The sequence below is a fragment of the Hymenobacter defluvii genome (genome assembly GCF_017589435.1).
GTDB lineage: Bacteria > Bacteroidota > Bacteroidia > Cytophagales > Hymenobacteraceae > Hymenobacter > Hymenobacter profundi.
Genome location: NZ_JAGETX010000002.1, coordinates 154,821 through 179,424 on the forward strand (window position 1 = coordinate 154,821; position 24,604 = coordinate 179,424).

Here is a 24,604-nt window from a genome sequence, read left to right on the forward strand (position 1 = left end):
GAAACGGTGCAAAAGTACTGCGGCGCTTCTAACTACGCCGGGCTGGTCTTTTCTGGGTCCTGTGGGCTTGCCTTGGCTGTTTAAAACCCTGTAGCTTGCAGCATATGACCAAACTTCGCGTGCTGATGCTACCCAAGTGGTACCCGCACCGCTACGACGACCAGGACGGTGATTTTGTAGCGCGGCACGTGGCGGCCATTGCCCCCCACGCGCAGACCGCCGTGGTGTTTGCTGCCGTGGCTCGTGGTCCCCTACCCCATCTCGTTGTCGGCGAAGCCGATACGGCAGGCCCTACCCCTACCTGGCGCTACTACTACCGCGCCCACCCAACAGGCTTTGACCTGGTAGATAAGCTATTGAAGCTGATTCTATATTACTGGTGCGTGGGGCAGGGCTACCGAAAAGCTGTGCAACACTGGAACGGACAACGCCCACAACTGGTGCACGTGCATGTGTTGTTGCGTACGGGTCTGTTTGCGTGGTGGCTACGGGCGCGACATGGTATTCCCTACCTCATCACCGAGCACTGGACGCTGTACCTACCAGCCAAGGCAGCAAGCATAGGTAAGCTCCGTAAGTGGCTCACCCGTCGCGTAATAGCTCAAGCGGCGGCGCTGCACACGGTATCCGACAACTTACGTCAGGCGATGCTGGCGTTGAGTATTTCGAATCCGCATACAGTTGTGATTCCGAATGTGGTGGACACGCAGCTGTTTCGTCCGTCCCTACCCTACCCCAGGCGTGCCGGGCGACGCCTTTTGCATGTAGCAGCCTTCAACGAAGCAGCCAAAAACCTGACTGGCTTGCTGCGGGTACTGGCGCGCCTGAAGGAGCAGCCGGATATCAGCTTACGCGTGGCGGGCTACGGACCCGATGAAGCGCACGTGGTGCAGACGGCTCAACAGCTTGGCTTGCTGGACGGCACAGTACGGTTTTTAGGGAAACTTCCTTCTGCTGCCGTCGCCCACGAAATGCAGCAGGCCGACTGTCTGGTTTTATTCAGCAACTATGAGAATTTGCCTTGTGTGCTGATTGAAGCGCAGGCCAGTGGGTTGCCTGCCGTGGCCACAAGGGTAGGCGGGGTGCCCGAGCTACTACCCGCCGACGGCCGCTTCGGCCTGCTAGTACCGCCCGGCGACGAAGGTGCTTTGGCCGACGCCCTTCTCTCGGCCCTAGAAAATCCAACACAGTTCTCCCCTGACCTGATGCGGGCTCGTGTAGAAGAAAAGTTCAGCTACGAAGCCGTAGGACAGCAATTTGCACTACTTTACCGTGCCATACTACCCGCATGATCCGTCGCATCGCCTACCATTTCCTGACGCGCCTGTTGACGGCATTGCTCAGCTTTGGGGTGGTATGGCTCACGGCTCGCTACCTGGGCGCAGCCGGACGCGGGGCTGTGAGTTTGTTTGTGACGGACTGTGCTGCGGTGTTGCTGTTTATCGGGCTGCTGGGTGGCTCCTCACTTATCTACCTTTCGCCGCGCTATAGCAGCTGGCAGTTGCTGGTACCGGCTTATGGCTGGGCCGTGGTGGTTTGCAGCGTGGGCACCCTGGCCGTGGGGTTGTTTCGACCGGTAGCATCTGCCTACTTAACGCATTTATTAGTAGTGACGATATGCCAGGCGCTATTATCAACAAACACCTCTCTACTGCTCGGGCGCAAGCGCGAAACCGCATATAATCTCTTGACTATCGGGCAAGTGCTGCTCCTGGCTGGTGGCTTGCTGATAGCTTTTGTAGGTAACTGGCAACGCACAGTAGATGCTTATTACTATGCCGCCTACCTGGCATACGGCCTGCCTTTACTACTCAGCTTTGGAGCTTTGTGGCAACTTCCTGACCGCTGGCGCACGGGACAGTCGCTGCGGCAGGTGGTGCGGGAGTTGGCGTATCATAGCCGCGGTGCGCATTTTTCCAACATTCTCACTTTTATCAACTACCGCCTAGCTTACTACCTTGTGGCGCATTATGCCAACGTACGATCCTTAGGGGTTCTAAGCGTAGGCGTGTCGCTGGCCGAGGCGTTGTGGTTGATTCCGCGCAGCACTGCTCTTATTCAATACGTTGACCTAGTGCACGCTACCGATAAGCAGGCGCAACTGGCCCCTACCCTTCGCACAACACGGCTCACGCTGCTAGCAACCGGCGCGGGTTTGCTGGCGCTATGCGCGCTGCCCACGGTGGTACTTACACGCCTGTTTGGTCCCGAGTTTGGGGCCGCGCGGCTCGTGCTCTGGTATCTCACACCGGGCATACTAGCGGTGGCTAGTAATATTATGTGCAGCACCTACTTCAGCGGCCTAGAGCGCTACCGCATCAACAACGTGGCGGCGGGGTTAGGCGTGCTGGTTACCCTGGCGGCTTGCTTCTGGCTGATTCCGCGCTACGGGATTCGGGGAGCGGCACTGGCGATGTCGCTTTCTTATTCGGTATCGGCTCTCTACCTACTCTGGCAGTTTCTGCGCGATACTGGCACCGGCCTGCGCCACCTACTGCCCGGGCCCGCCGACGCCGCGTATGGCGTGGCGCTCTGGCGCAAGTGGCTTCTGGCACAGCGCGGTACGAAGGTTTAGAAAAAGTGAACTGCTGTTAGCTAATCGGCACTTTGCGCAGGATGGCTTCGATGAAATCCTGGGTGCGGATGCCGTCGGCTTCGGCTTCGTAGTTGAGTAGGATCCGGTGGTTGAGCACGTCGGTGGCCACGTCTTTGATGTCTTCGGGCAGCACGTAGTCGCGCTCGTTGAGGAAAGCTACGGCCTTGGCGGCGCGGTGCAGGGCAATGCTGGCCCGCGGACTCACCCCAAAATGCACGTATTGGGCATACTCGGCCAGGTCGTATTCAGCAGGCTTGCGAGTAGCGAATACCAACTCAATGATATACTTCTCCAATGTCTCGGAAATCTGCACCTGATTGATGAGCGTCCGAATGGCGAAGATGTCCTCTTTAGTGAGCACCGGCTGCACGGCTTCCACGTAGCTCATGTTGGCCATCCGGCGCATCACCTCCAACTCATCGGCTTTTTTAAGGTAATCGACGTACACTTTCAACATGAAACGGTCGAGCTGGGCCTCGGGCAACGGGTAAGTACCTTCCTGCTCCACAGGGTTTTGCGTAGCGAGCACCAGAAACGGCAGATCGATGGGGTAGGTAGTTTCGCCGATGGTCACCTGCTTTTCCTGCATGGCTTCTAGCAGGGCGCTCTGCACCTTGGCGGGCGAGCGGTTCACCTCGTCGGCCAGTACCAGGTTGGCGAAAATCGGCCCCTTCTTTACCTCAAACTCCGACTGATTCTGATTGTAAATCATGGTGCCGATGAGGTCGGAAGGCAGCAAGTCGGGCGTGAACTGCACGCGCTGAAAGTGCAGGTGCAGCACTTTTGATAGTGTACTGATGGTAAGCGTCTTGGCCAGACCCGGCACACCTTCCAGCAGAATATGGCCGCCGGTAAACAAGCCAATCAGTAGCCGGTTGACCATGTATTGCTGGCCTACCACCACATTGCCCACTTCGGCAAACACCTGTTGAATTTTCTGGCGGTAGTATTCGGGATCTGGGGTAGACATAGGCGGTGAGGGGCAGGAATAAGAAGGCGCGAAAGATACGGCAGCAGAACGTGTAACGCAGAAAGTTGCGCTATTACTGGTAGAGACACAACATTTTCTGTCTCGTTGTTGAACGGCAGCGGTAGCTAACCCTGTCAGGGTTCACCGGAAGATGCGCAACAATGGAGCTAACGACTAGACACGCTATTTTGTGTCTTTACTGCCTTGTCAGTGGGGAAGCACCCTTCTGCAAGATATACTCGCTGTGCAGCAGGTAGGCCCCATCTACCACTACCTCCTCTCCGGCTGTCAGGTGCGAGAGAATTTCGACTTGCCTGCCTGTCTGCTTACCAAGTTCTACTTCGCGGTTCTCATAGCTGCCATTGGGTAGGCGCACCCACAGGCTGCTGCCGGCTTGCTCCTGCAACACGGCAGCCATAGGCACGCGTAGTGCGCCTACCGCCGCTGGGGCTTGGGGTGAGGTAGGGGCCATGCGCACCACAGCTTGCAAGCCTGGCGTGTAGGCGCGTTGCGGGTTGGGTAGGACCACGCGCACCAAGGTTACTTTGCTATCGGCCAGCTCAGGATTCACAAAGCTCACGCGCCCCGTCACCTCCCTACCCGGCAACGACGGAAACGTGACTGTAACCGGCTGCCCGGCGCGCACGGCGGCATCGGTGGCGTAAAGCTGCGCTTCCACCCACACTGTACTCAGGTCGACGAGAGAGAAGATGGGCGTGCCTTCCTGCACGTAGTCGCCCTCACGCAAGGCTACTTCCTGCACTACGCCGCTTTTTGAACTGAAGTATGGCACTGGGTTTAGCGGCTTGCCAGCCCGAAGTAATTGCCGGAGCTGATTCGACGTGAAACCCCAAAGCTGCAACCGGTTGCGGGCAGCGGCTACCAGCGGGGCGTAGTCAATGTTATCGGCGCCGGACAGCTCGCGCTGCTGGGCGGTGGCGAGTAGAAAATCCAACTGCGCCTTCTGCAATTCTTCGCTGTAGAGCGCAAACAGCGGCGCGCCGGCGCGCACGGTTTCGCCGGGGTTGCGCACGTAGAGCCGCTCGATGCGGCCGGGCACGCGGGCGCTTACCTGGGTGATATTTTCGGGGTTGGGCACCACGCGGCCTGTGAGTGCCAAGCCGGTACCGGCCGCCGCAGTGGCCGTTGGCTGCTCTCCTACCTTTCTCACCTTGATGCCGCCTAGGCGCACCTGCTCGGCGCTGAGCCGGATGGTGCGCGCCGTGGTAGTGCCCGACTGGTGCTGCACCTTGATGAGGTCCATGCCACAGATGGGGCAGTCGCCGGGCTCGTCCTCGTGGATTTGCGGGTGCATGGAGCAGGTGTAATACGACTCCGCCGTGGCAGCCAGCGCTGGGTTGGGCGTGGGGCCAGCTTCGGGCACCGTAGCAGAATCGGCCTCTGGCGTGGCTTGGCGGCAGGCCACGAAGAATAGCAGTAAAAGCAGCGTGTATTTCATGTTTTTCTCGCAGAGGTTCGCGGAGGTAGGCGCAGAGGTTCGCAGTGTTCTGACGAAAAGGTCTTGCAGGAATTCAGTTATAGAACCGGTTCGATAAAACTCTCACTATCTGTCAGGTACTGCGCATTGGCGGCTATCTGGTCCTGGGTGGTCAGGCCGCGCGTGATTTGTACCTGGTTGCCGGTGCGGGCACCCGTTACCACCGCTACGGGCTGTAGCTGATTGTCTTGTTGCCGGAACACAACCTGCCGGGTGCCCAGGTCGAGGACAGCCGCGGTGGGCACCCACAGGCCGGTTGCTTGCGTGGCGGGCTGAATCCGCCCCGTTACAAGCTGTCCGATTTTGAGCTGCTGCCCGCTATTAGATAGGTAGACGCGGGCCGTAGCCGTTGGCTCGGCGCTGGTGATGAGTGGTTCTACCAGCGCTACCTTGCCCTGGCGCGGCGCGGCTTGAGGCGCATCGTTCAGCGTAATCTCCACGTCCTGGCCAGGTTGCACGTGCGCCAAATCGGTGGCATACACTTGCAGCAACGCCCACACCGTAGTGGTATTGATGAGTTGCAACACGGGCTGACCAGTTTGCACGTAATCGCCCTCTTGGATGCCCAGCGGACCGGCTTGCTCCAACGCACCGTCAGCCTCAGCCGCAGCCCCTACCTCCGTCACGTAACCATTGGCTGGGCTGTATACGCTGATGCGCAGCTGCGGCCGGCCGCTTTTCTCAACGGCCCTTACTTGTCCGGTTGTTAGGCCTAGTAGCTCCAATTTGCGCCGTGAGGACGTCAGCAGTGCCTCGTCAACGGGCTTGTTTTTCAGGATGAAAAGCAAGTTCTGTTGCTCCGTTAGCAGTTCCGGACTATAAATGTCGTAGAGCTTCTGCCCTTTTTTTACGGGTTGAAAGCGGTAGCGCACATACAGCCGCTCGATGCGCCCGCCTACCCTCGCCGACACCCGCTCGAACTGGCGCGGGTCGTAGCTGATGACGCCGGGGGCGGTGATGGTCGTTGTTTCGGCCGCGAAGGTAGGGTGCACTAATTGCACGTCGGTGGGGGTAACGGCACTGCTGGCGGGGGTAGGGAGGGCACTGGTATCGGCATCAACGGCCGGGCCGGTGGTTTTCTTCACCAGGAACATGCCGCATACCGGGCACTTGCCGGGGCTGTCTTGCACCACCTCGGGGTGCATGGGGCAGGTGTAATATTCTTCAGCCGTGGCGTGGGTGTGCTCGGGTGACTGTTTGGTAGAGCAGCCGGCAATCAGTAGCAACAGGAGCAAGGCGGTAGAAACGCGTTGCGCGTGCCTACCCGTTCGCATCAGAAAATCAAGTAGATAGACCATGGTATCAATCAAAATCGTGCAACGATGGGCGCGTGCAACGCGCCCCTACTGTTCCTGTTCGCGCTCAAACTCTACTTGCAGCTGCAAGAGCTGCTGCTCTTGGTCAACGGCGGCGAGGCGGGTGTTGCGCAGGGTTTCCCAGGCTTGCAGCACCGCCGAGAAGGTTTCGGTGTTTTGCTCATAGGCCAGCAGGGTAGCGCGGTAGCTTTTGAGCACGGCCGGCAGCACGTTCTTCTTATATAGGAGCACCTGCTCGTACTGGGCGCGGCGGCGGGCGTTCAGCGCTTCTACTTTGCCGGCCGCTTGGTTCAGCAAATCGGCGCGTTGCTCGCGCAGGGCCTGGGCCTCCAGCTGCATGCCCGCCACATTGGCCTTGTACTGGCGCGAGGCCCACGGCGCAAACGGCACCGACATGGTACCCAGCACCGTGTACTGGTTGGGCATGCTGCCCAGCCCCTGCATGTGCTGGGCCTGCACGGCAAACTCGGGCCGGGCGGCGGTGCGCTCCAACTGCTGCTGCAACTGGTTGCGTACCAGCGACTGATCCAGGGCGCGCACGTCGCTGCGGGCCTGGGCCAGCTCGGTGGTGTCGAGGCTGCGGTCGAGGGCGCGCAGGTGGTAGGTGGTATCGATGTAGAACAGGGTTTGCGGGTCGCGCACCAGCAGGGTGTTCAGGTTAGCACGGCGCTCTTTCAATTGACCTTCCAGCTCCATTTCCTCCACGTGGTGCAACTGAAGCGCGGCCTGGGCGCGGTAGGCGTCGCTAAGTTTTTCGCCGCCGTATTTGTAGCGGAGCTCGATGCTACGAAGCGCAAACTCCATCAGGCGCTCGGTTTTTTCCAGCACGTGCAGCTTCTTTTGCAGCATCAGCCAGTCGTAGTAGTTCTGCTTCACGTCGGCGCGCAGCTGGTTGCGGGTGTAGGCGCGGGTTTCGCGGTCCACGTTGGCTTGGCTGCGCAGGTAGCTTTCGTTAGCGCGCTGACGGGCACGGTTGGGTAGGCCTTGCTCGGCCATCACCATCACCGAGCCTCCCGACTGCATACCCATATCCTCGCCGCGGCGGTTGGCACTATACGGCACCATAAAGGGGCCGGCCCCTACCCTGGGCGCCATCCACACCCGCGCGCCGGCGGCGTATGCGTCGGCGGCTTTAGCTTGGGCGTCGTACTGGCGCAGGCGCGGGTGCACGCGCTCTACCCTGGCCAGGATAGTGTCCAATAGCAACACCTCCGGCAGTTGGGCCTGGGTGGTGAGGGGTAGGAAAAGCAGGAAAAGCAGGAAGCGTTTCATATATACAATCGTCTGAAATGCAGAAAAAAGGCGGTCATGCTGAGCGCAGCGCAGCGGAGTCGAAGCATCTCGCGTGCTCCTGGTAATTACTATCTGCCATCAGCACGCGAGATGCTTCGGCTTCGCTCCGCTGCGCTCAGCATGACGTTCTTACTTCTTTCCATCAATGCCGGGCCACTGGGATTTCCATGCGGCCATGTTTGCGCAATTCGTATTCCTTGGTCATCTCGAACACCACTGGCGTGACCAATAGAATGTGAATAGAGGACGTGAACACGCCGCCAATCAGCGGGAGCACAATGGGCAGCATTACATCAGACCCTACCCCCGTGGACCACAGCACCGGCACCAGCCCGAATAAGGACACCGAAACCGTCATGATTTTAGGGCGTAGGCGCTGGGCGGCGCCGGCCATCACGGCCCTGCGGATGTCGGCGGGCGTGATGGTGTCGCGGGAGTTGCCTTTTTCGGCCACCAGCTTCTGCATGGCTTCGTTGAGGTAAATCACCATCAGGATGCTGGTTTCCACGGCCAACCCGAATAGCGCGATAAAGCCCACCGCCACCGCTACTGACAGATTCACACCGTAGAAATACACGATGAACACGCCGCCAATCAGCGCAAACGGCACTGTCACGAGGTTAAAAAAGGCTTCCTTCAGCGAGCCAAACGTGAAATAGAGCACCCCGAAAATGATGGCCAGCACCAGCGGCAGAATCAGCTTGAGGGTTTGGGTGGCGCGGAGCTGGTTTTCGTACTGCCCGCTCCAATCGAGAAAGTAGCCTTTCGGCAGCTTGCCCATCATGGTTTCTAGGCGCTGGCGGGCTTCGGCCACGGTGCTACCCAGGTCCCGGTCGCGCACGTTGAACAGCACGGTGCCGCGCAGCAAAGCATTTTCGGAGTTGATCATCGGCGGACCTTCCGCAATGCGGATATCGGCCACCGACGACAGCGGGATGGGGCCGCTGGCGGTCTGCACTTGCAGGCGCTGCAGGGCGGGTAGGCTGTTGCGGAAGTCCTGGGCAAAGCGCGCATTTACGCTGAAACGCTGTCTACCCTCAATGGTGGTAGTCAGCTCCATGCCACCCAGCGCCGACTCCACCAGCAGGTTCACGTCGTCCACGCTCAGCCCGTAGCGCCCAATTTCGTCGCGCTTCACTTTAATATCGAGGTACTTACCACCCGTAATCGGCTCCACATACAAGTCCTTCACCCCCTCAATACCCGCCAGCTGCTGCCGAATGCGGGTGGAAAGCCGGTAGATAGAATCCAGGTTTTGGCCGTACACCTTCACGCCCACATCGGTGCGGATGCCGGTCGAGAGCATGTTGATGCGGTTGATGATGGGCTGCGTCCAGCCGTTCACCACGCCCGGAATCTGGAGTTTCTGGTTCAGCTCGTCTACGATTTTGGCCTTGGTCATGCCAGCGCGCCACTCGTCGCGGGGCTTGAGCAGAATGATGGTTTCAATCATCGACAGCGGCGAGTTGTCGGTGGCCGTGTTGGCCCTACCCGCCTTGCCCAGCACGTGCGCCACCTCCGGCGTTTGCTTGATGATGCGGTCCTGTACCTGCAAAATGCGCTTCACCTCCTGGTTCGACACGTCGGGCAGGGTTACGGGCATAAACAGGATGCTACCCTCATCGAGCGGTGGCATGAACTCCGTGCCCAGGCTCAGGAGCATCGGAATGCTGATGAGCAGGGCCACGATGTTGATGCCCAGCGTGGTTTTGCGCCAGCGCAGGCACCAAGCCAGCACCGGCGCGTACACGCGCTCCAGCGTCCGCCCTACCGGGTTGCTACCCTCCGGCTTCAGCTTGCCTTTCAGCAAGAAGCTCACCAGCACCGGCCCTACCGTAATGGCAATAAAGGCATCAACGAGCAGGATAAAGGTCTTGGTCCAAGCCAGCGGCGCGAACAGCTTGCCCTCCTGCCCCGTGAGCAAAAACACCGGCAGAAACGACACCACGATAATAATGGACGAGTAGAACACGCCCGGCCCTACCTGCTGGCAGGCCCGCTCAATAATTCGGTTACGTTCTTCGCTGGTCATTTTAGGACTCTCGATCTATAATTTTTAACTAGAGCTAAGGCTAGCTACTTGTAGCTTCTTCCGCTTGCTGCGCTTCCGACAAATGCCGGTAGGCATTCTCCACCACCACAATGCCGTCGTCCACAATCACCCCAATGGCGAGAGCTATGCCAGTGAGCGACATAATATTGGACGACACGCCGAAGGCTTCCAGCAAAATGAACGCAATGGCAATCGACAGTGGCACTTGGATGAGGATGATGAGCGCGCTGCGGGCATGAAACAAGAACAGCAGCACAATCAAGGACACCGTCACCATTTCCTCCACCAGCGTGCCGCGCACCGAGGCAATGGCCCGCTCAATGAGCGTGCTTCGGTCGTAGGCAATTTCAAATTTCACGCCCGGCGGCAGGCCTTTTTCCACCTCCTGCATCTTGGCTTTCACGGCTTGAATGACGTTGTCGGCGTTTTCGCCGTAGCGCATCACCACAATGCCACCCACGGCTTCGCCCTCGCCGTTCACGTCGAAGATGCCCAGGCGCAGGTCGCCGCCCATTTGCACAGTGGCCACGTCTTTGATGCGAATAGGGGTAGACTGGTAGGTGCCCACGGGCATATTCTCCACGTCCTGGATATTCTCGATGTAGCCCAGCCCCCGCACGATGTAGCCCATGTCGCTCATCTCAAACTTGCGCCCGCCCACGTCGTCGTTGTTCGACTTCACGGCTCGCAACACATCAGGCAGCGGGATGCGGTAGTAGTTGAGCTTGGTAGGGTCGAGGGTAATTTGGCACTGCTTCTGGAAGCCGCCAAACGAGGCCACTTCGCTCACGCCAGGCACCGTTTGTAGTGCAAATTTCACGTACCAATCCTGTAAGGCACGCTGCTCGCCCAGGTCCATACCCTTCGCTTTCAGAGTGTACCAGAGCACGTGCCCTACCCCCGTCCCATCGGGGCCGAGGGTAGGCGTCACGCCCTGGGGCAGTAAGCGCTGGGCGTAATTGAGGCGCTCCAACACCCGCGAGCGGGCCCAGTATAGGTCTACCTCATCCTCAAAAATCAGGTACACAAAGCTCATCCCAAACATCGACGTGCCCCGGATATTCCGAACCTTCGGAATCCCCTGTAGGTTCGATACCAACGGGTAGGTCACCTGGTCCTCCAGCACCTGCGGACTACGCCCGCTCCACTCCGTAAACACAATCACCTGGTTTTCGGAGAGGTCCGGAATGGCGTCGATGGGATTGCGGCGCAGGGCGTATACGCCCCACCCAAACAGCCCTGCTGCCAGCAGCAGCACCAGCACCCGGTTGCGCAACGAAAGCGAAATCAGCTTTTCTACCATGTTTTTGAGCTGTTGACTACCAGCTGATGGCTATCAGCTTTTTGTTGAACAGAAGCCAATAGCTAGCAGCTATCAGCTAGTGGCTACCTTATTGCTTCACCAAGGCCATGCCGCACTTGGGGCAGTCGCCAGGCTTGTCGCTGGTCACTTCGGGGTGCATGGGGCACACGTAGGTTCCGGCGGTGGCGGGGGTAGCCGTGGTATCGGTTGTGGTGGTTTCCATGTTGTCGCCAGGGCCTTCGGCGCCTACCGTTACAGGCTTGTTATCAGCGCCGCAGCTGCTCACGAGGAATAGGCCAGCGGCCACGAAAGAAAGGAATGCAGATTTCATCAGCATAAGTGAAAAAGGTTGAAAGTGAATGAGAAACGTGAAGAGGGAGGCCGTACAGCGCCTACTTGCTACAGCGTCTTAGCGCACAAAAACGCGCTGCCGCCGCGGGCATAGCAGAGCTAAACCCACGGCGGCAGCGCGTGCGAAATCGACCTTAAATAGTCAAGGAATGGGTAAAGACCCGGATATCTGGAATCTTCGGCTTCAGGTGCCGCCGGGGCACCAAGGCTACCGGCCGGGCCTGCTCCCAGCGCACGTAGCGCGCAAACTCAAAGTTGAAGGTAGGCGGCAGCACCATCCACAGCGGCGCATCGACGCTCACATCGTGGCTGGGCGGGCCGGCTAGCGCGGCAAAAAAGGCTTTTACCGGCGTCTCGCAATCCGACTTGTCGGTGCTGCCAGACGAATGGCCAGTCTTGCTCATCCCCTCGCACTGCTTGCCGGCCATGTTGGTGCAGCACGTCATCTTAGGCGCTTTCACCTCACTGCTTACCGGGCCGCAGAAGCACCGCCCCGCGAACATGCTGAGGAAGGCTACCAGAAAAGTAGCCGCCGTCAGGCGTCGCATAAGGGCAGAGAGTTGGAACATAGGGTGTGCGGGGCAGTGCCCGGTACTCAACCGCAAAGATAGGCAAGTCGTTCCGGTTGTGCAGGTACGGAATCGTGCTGGCGTGGTACAGTTCTTTGGCTACATCCAGCCTCGTAGCGTTTCCGGCAACCGGTAGCGTCTCTTTTTTGTTGAGCAGGTACAACCTTCATGAGGCTTTGCCTGCGGTCCTATTCGGATGCCGTCCGCCAGCCTCCTTTTCCTTCCGAATTATGACAGCCGATACTTCTTACGTTGCTTTTTCCGTGCTGGATCTGGCACCCATCCTTGCCGGAAGCACGCCTACCGACACATTCCGCAATAGCCTGCACTTGGCCCAGCAGGTAGAGGCCATGGGGTATACCCGTTACTGGCTTTCCGAGCACCACAATATGGTGAGCGTAGCCAGCTCAGCGCCACCTATTCTGATTGGTCACATTGCTGGGGGTACTACCTCTCTACGGGTAGGCTCGGGCGGCATTATGCTACCCAACCACGCGCCGCTAGTGGTAGCCGAGCAAATGGGTACGCTGGCCTCGCTGTATCCGGGCCGCATCGATCTGGGCCTGGGCCGCGCCCCCGGCACCGACCAACGCACGGCCCAAGCCATTCGGGGCAGCCGTTTTGGGGCCGTGCAGGATTTTCCGCGCGATATTCAGCAGCTACAAACCTATTTCTCTGCTTCCAATAGCTCCAGCCCCGTGCGCGCCATGCCCGGCGAGGGCCTCGACATCCCGATCTACATCTTAGGCTCCAGCACCGATAGCGCCTACCTAGCCGCAGAGTTGGGCCTACCCTACGCCTTTGCCAGCCACTTTGCGCCGGCACAGCTATTGCCCGCCCTAGAGATCTACCGACAGCAGTTCCGACCTTCTGCTACGCTGGCCGTACCCTACGTTATTGCCTGCGTGAACGTAATAGCCGCCGACACCGATGACCAGGCCCAGTGGCTATCCACTTCCTTGCAACGCTTTATGCTGAGCGTAGTAGCCGGCCATCCTGCCCCGCTGCAACCGCCCGTGAAAAACATGCAGCCCTTCTGGTCACCGGCCCAGCAGCACATGGTCGAGCAGATGTTGGCCTACTCCTTCATTGGCGGCAAAGCTACGCTACAAGCAGAGCTCCAAGAATTCGTTGACCGCACGCAAGTCAACGAGCTGATGGCCGTCTCCAATATCTTCGACCACGAAGCGCGCGTGTACTCCTACCAGTTGCTTGCCGATGCGCTTCAGATAGTGACTCGCCAGCCGCTTGACGCAGTAGCAGGTTAGGAACAGTAGAAGAAGCGACACAAAAAAGCCCTTTCATTTTTCAATGAAAGGGCTTTTTTACTAGTACCAGAGACGGGACTCGAACCCGTACGTCCGTGAAGACAAGGGATTTTAAGTCCCTCGTGGCTACCATTACACCACTCTGGCTCAAGTAGTTATACCTACCAGCAACAATACTTACTACGTGCAAACAAAAAAGACGCTGCTGGTAAAGCAACGTCTTTTTGTTTGGAGCGGGAGACGAGGTTCGAACTCGCGACCTCGACCTTGGCAAGGTCGCGCTCTACCAACTGAGCTACTCTCGCTTTTAGTCTCAACACCGTTACCGGCGTTTTGATGTGACAAAGGTAGAAGAAGAATTTCTGAAGTCAAGCGCCTGCTGTAAAAAAACCTTCTATTTCACTGCAAAAAAGCTGTTTTCAGCTGATTTTCAAGCAGAAAAATTTTCCAAAAATGTAAAGAAGTGCTTGAAAATTCTCTCCTACTATCTGCGTATCCACACGTCGCCAATACATATCGTCATAGATATGTATTGAGTTCATGTATTCTATGCTTTCCGAATAGCCAGTATTTACAGTGTCTAAGCTGCATTTAACAGTATTACTATTTTATTATAAATCAGTATATTTATCATACCACCTTATCTCTCTCCGTACTTTTCTCTTCCTCATCTCTATTTGTGAGTTCTCCACCTATCCGGTTTTATGCTTCTTGGACCGATGCTGCTTTATTGCAAGCAGTAGCCTTAGACAACCGGGGAGCTTTTGCTGAAGTGTATGAACGGTACTGGTACCGGGTATTCTCATTGGCTTACCGAAAGTTAAAATCGCGAGAAACGGCAGAGGAATTAGTACAGGAGTTGTTTGCCGCCCTCTGGCACAAGCGGGCCGAAAAGACCATTGTACAGCTAGACCATTATTTGCTGGCAGCCATCAACCATCGGGTACTAAGCTACATTCGAGCTTATCGAGTCCGAACGCACTACGCAGCCTACTGCCATACCGTACAAATTGAGACGACGCACGAAACTGAAGAAGCGCTGGCTGCCAGTGATTTAACGGCCGCTTTCCTGCGAGGTGTAGAACTCCTGCCCGAAAAATCAAAGCAAGTGTTCCAACTGAGCCGATTGGAGCACCAATCCGTGGAGGAAATAGCAACGCATTTGGGGGTTACGTCTAAAACAGTAGAGTATCATTTGACTAAGTCGTTGAAGCTGTTACGCCTATACTTGCGGGAGTTCATGGTTATGCTGGCTCCTCTCCTGTTTTTTATTCGCTGAAAAGCAATTGTGTATACAAGCCCATACTACCTGGCGTAGTTGCTTGAAAAAAGTTTGCCTCCTCTTTAGGGGTAAGCCCGAGATAGGCGTCTTCCTTTTTAGACGCTTACCTCGGGCTTATTCTTATGACTGAAGCTGAATTTGAAGAGTTGCTCCAACGCTACCTCGACGGCACCAGCCGGCCCGGCGAACGAGCGTTGATAGAGCAGTGGAGCAACCAGCTTGGGGAGCCGGAGAATCTGGTCTTGCCACCCACGCAACATGAACAAGTGCGTGCCGCTATGTGGCAACAGATTGAGCACCTCACGCAGGACAGCCTCAGTAATACGCCTCCGGTTAAAGAACTCCACCCTTCAACCTCCCTTTGGCGCATGCCAGTAATGCGTTGGGTAGCGGCAGCATTGCTAGTAGTTGGGGTAGCGCTGGCAATCGTATTGCCTCAGAAATGGGAATCGGCGCCTGTACCTTCTACAACGGCCGTTGAGTGGACGCAGCACCACAACAAGGGAAAAAACATTGAGCTACTTACGCTGGTGGACGGCAGCCGCGTTACACTATCCCCAGGCAGTGGCCTGCAATACAGGGCTGGTTTAACGGGTCCGCGCCGCGAGGTTCGGTTGCAGGGCGAAGCTTTTTTTCAGGTTGCCAAAAATCCTGATGCGCCCTTTCTGGTCTATACCGATCAGCTAGTGACGACTGTGCTGGGTACCAGCTTCCGGGTGAAAGCCTATGCAGGGCATAAAAATGAGGTAGCAGTGCACGAAGGCCGCGTATCCGTGCAACTACGCCGCGGCGCCGACCTGAGTGCCACGCCTGTGCAACCCGCTGCTGAGGGCATCATACTGCTGCCCAACCAGCGGGTAGCATATTCTGCTTTAACGCCGCGCCCACTGCGTAAGCAGCTTGTACAAAATCCTGCAATCCTTACTCCACAGACTTTCACCTTTGATAAACAACCTGTGAGCAAAGTATTGCAGGCGTTGGAGAAGGCGTACGGAGTTGAGATTATATATGATGAGGCTAAACTAGTTAACTGCACCATCACCATTACTTTCTATCAGGAGTCAGAATCGCTCTACGATAGATTGGATGTGCTCAGCAAGGCGCTCGGCGCTAGCTATTCTCCTGCTGACAATGCTCGAATTCTATTCCACAGTGATGGCTGCACACTTTAAGCTTTCGATACAACTCGCAATGGCCTTTCACTTCTCTGTTGCCTCTGATTACTGCTATGCCTATCTGCTAAGCAGCACACTAGCACGCTCACTCCCACAACCACTACAATAATTTTTTTACCTCTCCACCGCAATCGTTTTCTATCTATGAAAAACCGCTTACCTCTTTCGAAGCGTTTTGGATATCCCCTCCGGATACTAGCGATTCAATCTGCCTTAGCTTTTCCGCTGACTACTATGGCTACTGCTCGCCCAGCTGTGGCGCAGCAAGTGGTTCTGGAACGTCACGTTTCGTTTCAAGCGGAATCGCAAACGATTGAATCGGTGCTGAAACAGCTTGAAAAGCAGCTAGACGTACACTTCGTCTATAGCCCGCAACTTATTGGATCTAATCGGCGGGTAACCTTGCGCGTTGCCGACAAACCGCTAGAGCAAGTCTTAAATGAATTACTCGCTCCGCGCAAGGCACAGTTTGAAGTGCGCAAAGGCCGCATAATCCTGAGCCAGGCACGACTTGAGACTAGCGCTAACGCCGCCGATGTGCCTGTATCAGGCCGTGTGACGCAGCCTAACGGCCAGGGCCTGCCCGGCGTAACAGTGGTAGTGAAAGGTACTACCACTGGTACCACCACCGATGCCGACGGCAACTTCTCGCTGACGGTGCCGCAGGGTAGCGTGCTATCTTTCAGCTTTATCGGCTATAACCCGCAGGAAGTGACGGTGCAGGAGGCCACTACAACCTTGCGCGTTTCCTTGCAGGAAAATAGCCAGTCGCTTGACAACGTGGTAGTAGTGGGCTACGGCACGCTCGATAAAAAAGAAGTAACCAGCACCATCACCCACATCGATAGCAAGGAGCTGCTGACGGTGGCCGCCATCAACCCGCTGACGGCGTTGCAAGGCAAGGTAGCGGGTCTGACTATTGCCAACACCTCGGCCGCCGACCCAAACTCGCAACCAAGCATTCAGCTGCGTGGCGTTTCGTCGCGGAATGCCGGCTTAGGTCCGCTCATTGTGATTAACGGCGTGCCGGGCGGCAATCTGGAAAACATCAACCAAAACGATATCGAATCTATTGATGTACTGAAGGGCGGTGCCGCATCTGCTATCTACGGCACACGGGGTAGCAACGGCGTGATTGTGGTCACCACAAAGAAGGGCACAAAGAATAACACGCTAGACTACAACACGTACGCTACCTTCGACTATGCCACCTTGCAACCTAAGGTGCTTTCTCCCGAGGAATTTTTGGCACAAGAGCGCGGTACGGATTACGGCGGTCGAACGAACTGGCTAAACGCAATTTCCCGAAACCACGCTTTTTCGAATAAGCATACCCTTACTGCGTCGGGCGGTTCCGATAATAGTAATTACCGAGCCACACTCGACTACCGCAATGCCAAGGGCATTGACGTGCGCTCGGGTCGGCAAGAGTATGGTGCCCGTATTTCCTTAAACCACGATGCGCCCAGTAAGCTCTACTCTATTGGGCTGAACTTTGCGCCTCGCTACTTCACGTCCCGCAACGCCGATTACAGCAGCTTTGAGCAAGCCCTGACGCTGAACCCTACTATTCCGGTACGAAATCCGGATGACCCAACCCGCTACTACAATATTCAAAGTGGATTTGATGGCCGCTTCAACCCGGCAGAGCGCCTGCAAACAGAATTGGATGGTACGGAAGGAAAAATCCTGAACTACGACGCCACTTTCAAGCTGAATATTCTGCCGAAGCTGAACACACAGGTAACTTACGGACGCTTTACCACCGACTATTTCGACTTCTTCTTCCGGCCTTCTACTTCTACGTTCGCTCTACAGAACGACGGGGGCATGAACTCAGCCGAGCGCAACTATAATCGCTACGACCAGCAAAGTTTGGAGTGGACTGGAAATTATGCCCTCAACGTTGGAGAGCATGCTTTGCAGGCCCTGGCCGGTTATTCCTACCAATACTTTTCGGCGGAAGGCAACGCTATCTACAACCGTGACTTCCCATCAGATGCTTTCACGTACAACAACATTGGCACTGGCCTATATGGGCAGGTAGCTGGGCGTAACGATGCCAGTAGCTATAAGAACGACTCCAAGCTAATTGCGTTCTTCGGCCGCGTCAATTATTCTTTCAAAGATAAATACCTTTTGTCTGCCAGTTTGCGCCACGAGGGTTCAACAAGGTTTGGTACCGATAACAAGTGGGGTAATTTCCCAGCGGTATCAATAGGATGGCGCATTGGGGAAGAGTCTTTTCTGGACGGCCAGGAATGGATCAATGATCTGAAGCTACGGGCCGACTACGGTGTGACTGGCAACCAGGATTTCGGCAATTACCTTTCACTGAATACTTACACCGGCTTTGGGTATTATTTGTTGAATGGCACGTACTACCAAGTGTATGGCCCAAACCAAAACCTTAACGCTAATCTCCGCTGGGAAGAAGCGCAAAGCTTAAATATTGGGGTAGACTTTGCTCTGTTCAATAGTAAGCTTACGGGTAGCGTCAACTACTACACACGCCGCAACAAAGACCTATTGGGTAGCTACAGAGTGCCGATTCCACCCAACACACAGACCAGCACATATGCGAACGTAGGTACTTTGGATAACTCAGGGGTAGAAGTGCAGTTAAATGCTCCCATCATCAGCAAGCCTGATTTTCAATACGCTATATCCTTTGCTGGGGCAACTAACGGCAACCAATTTGTTTCTTTTTCGAATGACACATACCAAGGCCAACCCTATATTGATGTAGTAGGCTTGCCTTCACCCGGCTCACCCGGCAACGCGCAGCGTTTACAAGAAGGACAACGTATCGGTACATTCTATATGCTAAAGTCAGCCGGTGTCGATGAGCAAGGGCGCCTGCTGGTATATTCCAAGGATGGCACCGTCATTCCGGGCAACCAAGCAAACTTGGACGATCGGCAGGTGGTAGGTAACGGCCTACCCAAGTACACGCTGAGCTTAGGCAATACGTTCACTTACAAGAACTTTGACGCTTCTATCTTCTTTCGAAGTGTATTGGGTTTTGATATATTTAATATCAGGGCTTTCTACTTGGGCACACCGTCTACGCAATCCAATGCCAACGTGCTGACGTCTGCTTATAATGACAGCAAGTATGCTAAGCTTACCAACAATACAACTACTAGTGTGCTCTCGGACTACTTCCTAGAAAAGGGCGACTTTGTGAAGCTAGACAACGTGAGCATTGGTTATACTTTCCAATTTAAGTCAAAATACGCCCGCTCGCTACGCCTGTATGCCGCCTCCAAAAACGTTCTGACGATAACGGGCTACACCGGGGGCGACCCCGACATCATACCCATCAACGGGCTTTATCCAGGCATCCCACTTAATGTGGACAACAACGGCACCCGCCAGTACTACCCTTCTACTACGCAGGTTCTATTCGGCCTCCAGTTCGGTCTATAAACGCCTCTTTCTGCTTCTTATGAAATATTTTAAAACATACGCCGGCCTTTCAGCAGCAGTAATACTTGCTGGGTTTAGTGGTTGCACGAATCTGGATGAAACGTTGTACGACCGTATTACGGCCGACAACTTTCTGCAAACTAAAGACGACGTGTACCGTGATTTCTTGCGCACGTTCGAGCACGGGTACAACACGATACAAGACGCACCTTACCAGTTACAGGAGTTAAGCGCTGATCAACTCATGACTCCTAACCGGGAGGGCGACTGGTTTGACGGCGGGCAGTATGCAAGGGCGCACTACCACACCTGGACAATCCAAGAGGGCTATATTAATGGCACCTGGACGCTCCTAAGCCAAGGCAATGTTCTGGCAACCAACTCCCTGGAGGATATTCAAGCCCTCGACCCCGCCCGGTTTAATATGACCGTGGCGGAGCAAAAACAACTCATTGCGGAGTTGCGCGTGATGCGGGCCTGGTATCATCTGCGACTGCTGGACCTGTTTCGTAATATTCAGATTGTTACGAAGGTGAAAGGGGAAACGACAAGTCCGCCCCAATCAACGCCCCAAGAGGCTTTCACCTTCATTGAAACAGAGCTGAAAGAGGCCTTGCCAGACTTACTCGCTAAGGGTGACCAAGGTACTGCGCAGTTTCAGGGCCGCTGGACCAAGGCGGGCGCGGCCGCCCTATTAGCTCGTCTCTACCTGAATGCCAAAGTGTACATTGACCAGGACCACTACACTGATTGCGCGACCCTGTGTCAGGACATTATCAGTGGCAAGTATGGCCCATATGCCATCGAGAGCCGCTGGGACGCGCCATTCGACTGGAATAACGATCAGTCATCGGAAACCATTTTTGCTTTCCCTGGCTCATTTGGCCGCTCGCACTGGCAATATACAGGCGGCATGTACTTCTGGGGACTTCCATACAACGTTCCTATCAACTACTTTAAGTTCACCGACTTCGGGGGGGGCAACCCGCGGTATGCTTTACAACCGGGTCACGATGTTGAGAATAAGGAATACCCCTTCGTGCAGGGCAAGCCGTTTGTAAAGTTTCAGAAGTACGCCGATGATGTACGCCTGAAAAACTACCAAAACTTGGGCAATAGCACTCGTGAAGGCATGTTTTTGAAGGGATACCTGCTGTATAACGACGGCAAGGATACCATTAAAAGCACCCGCGGTTACACGCTGTACTTGCGCGACCAGGTAGGCCTCTTCAAGTACACAAAGCCCGGCCAGGTGCCAGCCAATAAAGTGTCAGACATGAACAATGCCGACCAAAACTCAGGCATCTTCATGGTAAAGTATCCTTTCTACCCTTCTACCGACCCCAACAAGATCGAAGCAGATTATGCCGAGATACGCTTAGCAGAAATTCACTATATGCTGGCCGAATGCAAATTTCGGGCGGGTGACCCAATGGCGGCGGCTGAGCTGCTGAACAACGTGCGGCGCCGGAATTACCCTGCCGGCTCAGCCAGCCTGTACGGTTCCGGTGGGGCTGTTCTTACGGAGCAAGAGCTACTGGACGAATGGGGCCGTGAGTTTATCGGAGAAGGTCGCCGGCGCATTGACCTCATTCGCTTCGGCAAATTCAACAACAGTGCATGGTGGGACAAATCGCCAGATGGCGACGATCATACCAAGATTTACCCTATTCCGCTGAATGCGCTGAACGTGTCGCCGCAACTCAAGCAAAACCCTGGCTACTAGGTTTTCTTTCTAATCTGGTAGCCTACCCCCTTAGCGGGTAGCAAGCAAAAGCCCCTCGTACTGCACATCGTACGAGGGGCTTTTTTGCGTCTATTTACTTACTACCTGCCGCCAGCTTCAGCTCATTCAGCTTTAGCAGCGCTTCAATGGGTGTGAGCGTGTTCACATCGAGCTTCTCCAGCAGTTCGCGCAGGCGTTCCAGCGCCGGGTCGGCGGGCTCGAACATGCTGAGTTGGAGGCTGGGGCGCGGGGCGTTGTGCACGGCCGCGGCGGGTTGGGCCTTGGGGGCACGGCGGCCCGTTTCGGCGGTAGGCGGCTCGATGTCCAGGCCGGCCAGCACCTCGTCGAACTCGGTGGGTGCGTCCGTGTCCAGGCCGGTGCCGGCGCGCTCCTGTTCCAGGTGGTGCATGATTTCGTTGGCGCGTAGTACTACGGCCGTGGGCATACCCGCCATACGAGCCACGTGAATGCCGAACGAGTGCTCGGAACCGCCTTCTTGTAGCTTACGCAGAAACAGAATGCGGCCGTCGGCTTCTTTCACGGCCACGTTGTAGTTGCGCACGCGGGGGCAGTCGTCGGCCAGTTGGTTCAGCTCGTGGTAGTGGGTAGCAAACAGCGTTTTGGCCCGCGCTTTGGGCGAGTTGTGTAGGTGTTCCACAATGGCCCAGGCAATGCTGATGCCGTCGTAGGTGCTGGTGCCGCGCCCGATTTCGTCCATCAGCACCAAACTTCTGTCCGATAGATTATTGAGAATGGACGCGGTTTCGGTCATCTCCACCATGAAGGTGCTTTCGCCCTTGCTCAGGTTGTCGGAAGCCCCTACCCGCGTGAAAATCTTGTCGATGATACCCACGGTGGCCGCATCGGCGGGCACAAAAGAGCCGATTTGCGCCAGCAGCACAATGAGGGCTGTTTGCCGCAGCAGGGCCGATTTGCCGGCCATGTTGGGGCCAGTAATCACCACAATTTGCTGGTCGTCCTGGTCGAGGCAGATGTCGTTGGGAATGTAGGCTTCGCCGACCGGCAGCTGGCGCTCAATCACGGGGTGGCGGCCGGCGCGTATGTCGAGCACGGTGCCGTCGTTCACTACGGGCTTCACATAGCGGTGCTGGCGGGCCGTGTTGGCGAAGGAAGACAGGCAGTCGGTGACGCCAATAGCGCGAGCATTTTGCTGAATTTGGGACACCGACTCGGCCGCTGATAGCACCAGGTCATTGTAGAGCTGCATTTCCAGGGAAAACAGCTTTTCCTCGGCATTCAGAATCGTCTCCTCGTAGGTTTTCAGCTCCTCCGTGATATAGCGCTCGGCGTTTACCAGGGTCTGCTTGCGAATCCACTCGGTAGGAACCTTGCTTTTGTGGGCGTTGGATACTTCTAGGTAGTAGCCAAATACCTTATTGTAAGCTACTTTCAGCGACGAAATACCGGTGTTGCGCTGCTCGCGCTGCTGAATGTTCAGCAACTCATCCTTGCCCGAAAACGCAATGCGGCGCAGGCGGTCTAGCTCGGGGTCTACCCCATCGTTGAGTACGTTGCCCTGGTTAATGAGCAAAGGCGCATCAACTTTGATTTTGGCTTTGATTTCGTCGCGCAGGGCCGCGCAGGGGTTCAGCTGATCAGCCAGCTTTTGCAGGGCGCGCAGTCCCGAGGCCGCCAGCAACTCCCGGATAGGCTCGATGGCCTCTAGGGCGCGCGCCAACTGCACCAGCTCGCGCGGGTTGATGCGCCGCACGGCCACCTTGGAAATCAAGCGCTCCAAGTCGTTGATCTGGCGTAGGTATTGGTCCAGTTCGGCCAGCAGATCAGGGTTTTGCAACAGACCGTCCACCGTATCGAGGCGGCGCTGGATTTGGGCGGGCTCCTTTAGCGGTAGGACTACCCACTTGCGCAGCAGACGGGCGCCCATGGGCGTCACGGTCTGGTCGAGGATGTCGATGAGAGGCACGCCGCCGGGGTGCTGGGCGTGCACCAGTTCCAGGTTGCGCACCGTGAAGCGGTCGAGCCATACGTATTTATCCTCCTCCAGGCGCCCGATGCTGCCGATGTGGCCGATGTCGGTGTGCTTGGTTTCGGCGAGATAGTGCAGAATGCAGCCCGCCGCCGTAATACCTTCCTTCAGATTATCAATACCATAGCCCTTGAGCGAGGCGGTGTTGAAGTGGCGCGTGAGCGTGTCGTGGGCATAGTCGAAACCAAACACCCACTCATCCAAGGCGAAGTGACAGTAGTCGGGGCCAAAGTTTTCCTCGAACTCACGGCGGCTTTTCTTGCAGAACAGCACCTCGGCGGGCGTGAAGTTTTGCAGCAGCTTGCCGAGGTAGGCTGCATCGCCCTGGGCCACCAAAAACTCGCCGGTGCTTACGTCCAGAAAGCTGATGCCGGCCTCTTGCTTGCCGAAGTGAATAGCGCAGAGGTAGTTGTTGCGGCGACGCTCCAGCACGTTGTCGTGCATGCTTACGCCAGGCGTTACTACCTCCGTGATACCGCGCTTAACAAGTCCCTTGGCTTGCTTGGGGTCTTCAAGCTGGTCGCAGATGGCCACGCGCTGACCGGCGCGCACCAGCTTGGGCAGGTAGGTATCGAGGGAATGGTGGGGGAAGCCCGCTAGCGGCACCTCCGAGGGCGTGCCGGCGCCACGCTTGGTCAGCACAATATCTAGGATGCGGGAGGCATTCACGGCATCGTCGCCGAATGTTTCGTAGAAGTCACCTACCCGGAAGAGAATCAGCGCGCCGGGGTGCTGCTGCTTCAGCTGGTAATACTGCTTCATCAGCGGCGTATCGGCCACAGGCGCTGGCCCGAGCGAGCCGTGCGTGCGGACAGGCTTCTTAGTGGAGTCGGCGGATTTCGTTTTCACGGGTGTGCGGGGTAGTACGAGGGTAATAGGGGTAGGCGGGGCAGGTAATCAAACCGTCATGCTGAGCTTGTCGAAGCATCTCGCGTGCTGATGTTGCGCAAGTGACTCAACGATGCGAGCGAGATACTTCGACAAGCTAAGCATGACAACCTTTCTGTCAATAACTCAGCAAACACCCGCCAGCCGGCGGCGTGTTCCTACCTTTGCCGAATGCGCAAACTTTCAATGGAAGAGCTGAACCGACTGACGGTGGCAGACTTCAAAAATACGCAAAAATTCCCCCTCGTCCTGGTGCTCGACAACGTGCGCAGCTTGCACAACGTGGGCGCGGCCTTCCGCACTGCCGATGCCTTTGCGGTGGAGAAAATATGGCTCTGCGGCATCACAGGCCGCCCGCCCCAGCGCGAAATCACCAAAACGGCGCTGGGCTCCACCGAGTCGGTGACGTGGGAATACGCGCCTACCACCGTGGCAGCCGTGGAGCAGCTGAAGGCCGCTGGCTACCAGGTAATAGCCGTGGAACAAACCACCGAAAGCCAGCCCCTACCCGCCTTCTCCCCTACCCCCGGCCAGGGCTATGCGCTGGTGATGGGCAACGAAGTATTTGGGGTAGACGACGAAGTGCTGGCCCTCTGCGATGCGGCTGTGGAAATCCCACAATTCGGTACCAAACATTCCCTGAACGTGAGCGTGGCGGCGGGGGTGGTGTTGTGGGATTTTATTTCGAAGATGAGGTAGGTGAAGTTGTGAGTAATGAGATGGTGAGTTGAAAAAGGATTTGTCATCCTGAGCGGAGCGAAGGACCTTCTCACGTCAGAACGAATCGTTTGCACGACAGCCGTACTAACGACTCGTTCAACTGGTATAAGGTCCTTCGCTCCGCTCAGGATGACAGAACTGAAGTAATGTAAAAAC

General features: G+C 56.3%; 17 protein-coding genes and 2 tRNA genes. 8 read left to right on the forward strand and 11 right to left on the reverse strand.

What is annotated here, in order from left to right; all coding sequences use genetic code 11:
• Positions 1-104: 104 nt before the first annotated feature.
• Together J4D97_RS04795 and J4D97_RS04800 are read left to right on the forward strand one after the other, a co-directional pair.
• On the forward strand, positions 105-1,292 hold the full coding sequence (locus J4D97_RS04795) for a glycosyltransferase (protein ID WP_208306600.1): 1,188 nt from the start codon (positions 105-107) through the stop codon (positions 1,290-1,292).
• On the forward strand, positions 1,289-2,575 hold the full coding sequence (locus J4D97_RS04800) for a lipopolysaccharide biosynthesis protein (RefSeq protein WP_208306601.1): 1,287 nt from the start codon (positions 1,289-1,291) through the stop codon (positions 2,573-2,575). Before J4D97_RS04795 ends, J4D97_RS04800 begins: the two co-directional genes overlap by 4 nt.
• 16 nt (positions 2,576-2,591) lie before the next feature.
• On the opposite strand, the gene J4D97_RS04805 is transcribed toward J4D97_RS04800, so the two are convergent.
• The 8 genes from J4D97_RS04805 to J4D97_RS04840 form a co-directional block, all read right to left on the reverse strand.
• Positions 2,592-3,566, reverse strand: coding sequence for an AAA family ATPase (locus tag J4D97_RS04805; RefSeq protein WP_185281502.1), 975 nt, complete (start codon positions 3,564-3,566; stop codon positions 2,592-2,594).
• 196 nt (positions 3,567-3,762) lie between these two features.
• The gene (locus tag J4D97_RS04810; protein WP_208306602.1) at positions 3,763-5,025 is read right to left on the reverse strand and encodes an efflux RND transporter periplasmic adaptor subunit; all 1,263 of its coding nucleotides are present in this window, start codon (positions 5,023-5,025) and stop codon (positions 3,763-3,765) included.
• Between the two features lie 77 nt (positions 5,026-5,102).
• Complete coding sequence (locus J4D97_RS04815; RefSeq protein WP_208306603.1) at positions 5,103-6,362, reverse strand: efflux RND transporter periplasmic adaptor subunit; 1,260 nt, start codon at positions 6,360-6,362, stop codon at positions 5,103-5,105.
• Positions 6,363-6,407: 45 nt separating this feature from the next.
• Positions 6,408-7,652 carry a TolC family protein gene (locus J4D97_RS04820; protein ID WP_208306604.1) on the reverse strand — a complete coding sequence of 415 codons (1,245 nt, stop codon included), beginning with the start codon at positions 7,650-7,652 and terminating at the stop codon, positions 6,408-6,410.
• Between the two features lie 163 nt (positions 7,653-7,815).
• Positions 7,816-9,705: an efflux RND transporter permease subunit gene (locus tag J4D97_RS04825; protein WP_208306605.1), complete on the reverse strand. Its 1,890-nt coding sequence runs from the start codon at positions 9,703-9,705 to the stop codon at positions 7,816-7,818.
• A gap of 40 nt (positions 9,706-9,745) precedes the next feature.
• Positions 9,746-11,029 carry an efflux RND transporter permease subunit gene (locus J4D97_RS04830; RefSeq protein WP_208306606.1) on the reverse strand — a complete coding sequence of 428 codons (1,284 nt, stop codon included), beginning with the start codon at positions 11,027-11,029 and terminating at the stop codon, positions 9,746-9,748.
• Positions 11,030-11,117: 88 nt separating this feature from the next.
• A complete protein-coding gene (locus J4D97_RS04835; protein WP_208306955.1) occupies positions 11,118-11,360 on the reverse strand; it encodes a heavy metal-binding domain-containing protein in 243 nt (80 codons plus the stop codon).
• 154 nt (positions 11,361-11,514) lie between these two features.
• Positions 11,515-11,949, reverse strand: a complete 435-nt coding sequence (locus J4D97_RS04840; protein ID WP_208306607.1) for a hypothetical protein — start codon at positions 11,947-11,949, stop codon at positions 11,515-11,517.
• A gap of 230 nt (positions 11,950-12,179) precedes the next feature.
• Between J4D97_RS04840 and J4D97_RS04845 the strand changes: the two genes are divergently transcribed.
• The gene (locus J4D97_RS04845) at positions 12,180-13,217 is read left to right on the forward strand and encodes an LLM class flavin-dependent oxidoreductase (protein WP_208306608.1); all 1,038 of its coding nucleotides are present in this window, start codon (positions 12,180-12,182) and stop codon (positions 13,215-13,217) included.
• 64 nt (positions 13,218-13,281) lie between these two features.
• On the opposite strand, the gene J4D97_RS04850 is transcribed toward J4D97_RS04845, so the two are convergent.
• Positions 13,282-13,364, reverse strand: a tRNA-Leu gene (locus tag J4D97_RS04850).
• A gap of 82 nt (positions 13,365-13,446) precedes the next feature.
• Positions 13,447-13,522 (reverse strand) — tRNA-Gly (locus tag J4D97_RS04855).
• Between the two features lie 374 nt (positions 13,523-13,896).
• On the opposite strand from J4D97_RS04855, the gene J4D97_RS04860 reads away from it, so the two are divergent.
• The 4 genes from J4D97_RS04860 (at position 13,897) to J4D97_RS04875 (ending at position 20,832) form a co-directional block, all read left to right on the forward strand.
• The gene (locus J4D97_RS04860; protein ID WP_208306609.1) at positions 13,897-14,496 is read left to right on the forward strand and encodes an RNA polymerase sigma factor; all 600 of its coding nucleotides are present in this window, start codon (positions 13,897-13,899) and stop codon (positions 14,494-14,496) included.
• 125 nt (positions 14,497-14,621) lie between these two features.
• Complete coding sequence (locus tag J4D97_RS04865) at positions 14,622-15,671, forward strand: FecR family protein (RefSeq protein ID WP_208306610.1); 1,050 nt, start codon at positions 14,622-14,624, stop codon at positions 15,669-15,671.
• Between the two features lie 237 nt (positions 15,672-15,908).
• Complete coding sequence (locus J4D97_RS04870) at positions 15,909-19,106, forward strand: SusC/RagA family TonB-linked outer membrane protein (RefSeq protein WP_208306611.1); 3,198 nt, start codon at positions 15,909-15,911, stop codon at positions 19,104-19,106.
• Between the two features lie 19 nt (positions 19,107-19,125).
• Positions 19,126-20,832, forward strand: coding sequence for a RagB/SusD family nutrient uptake outer membrane protein (locus J4D97_RS04875; protein ID WP_208306612.1), 1,707 nt, complete (start codon positions 19,126-19,128; stop codon positions 20,830-20,832).
• 94 nt (positions 20,833-20,926) lie between these two features.
• Here the strand turns inward: J4D97_RS04875 and mutS are convergent, their stop codons facing one another.
• Positions 20,927-23,602 carry a DNA mismatch repair protein MutS gene (gene mutS, locus J4D97_RS04880; RefSeq protein WP_208306940.1) on the reverse strand — a complete coding sequence of 892 codons (2,676 nt, stop codon included), beginning with the start codon at positions 23,600-23,602 and terminating at the stop codon, positions 20,927-20,929.
• A gap of 297 nt (positions 23,603-23,899) precedes the next feature.
• On the opposite strand from mutS, the gene J4D97_RS04885 reads away from it, so the two are divergent.
• The gene (locus tag J4D97_RS04885) at positions 23,900-24,427 is read left to right on the forward strand and encodes an RNA methyltransferase (protein ID WP_208306613.1); all 528 of its coding nucleotides are present in this window, start codon (positions 23,900-23,902) and stop codon (positions 24,425-24,427) included.
• Positions 24,428-24,604 lie beyond the last annotated feature (177 nt).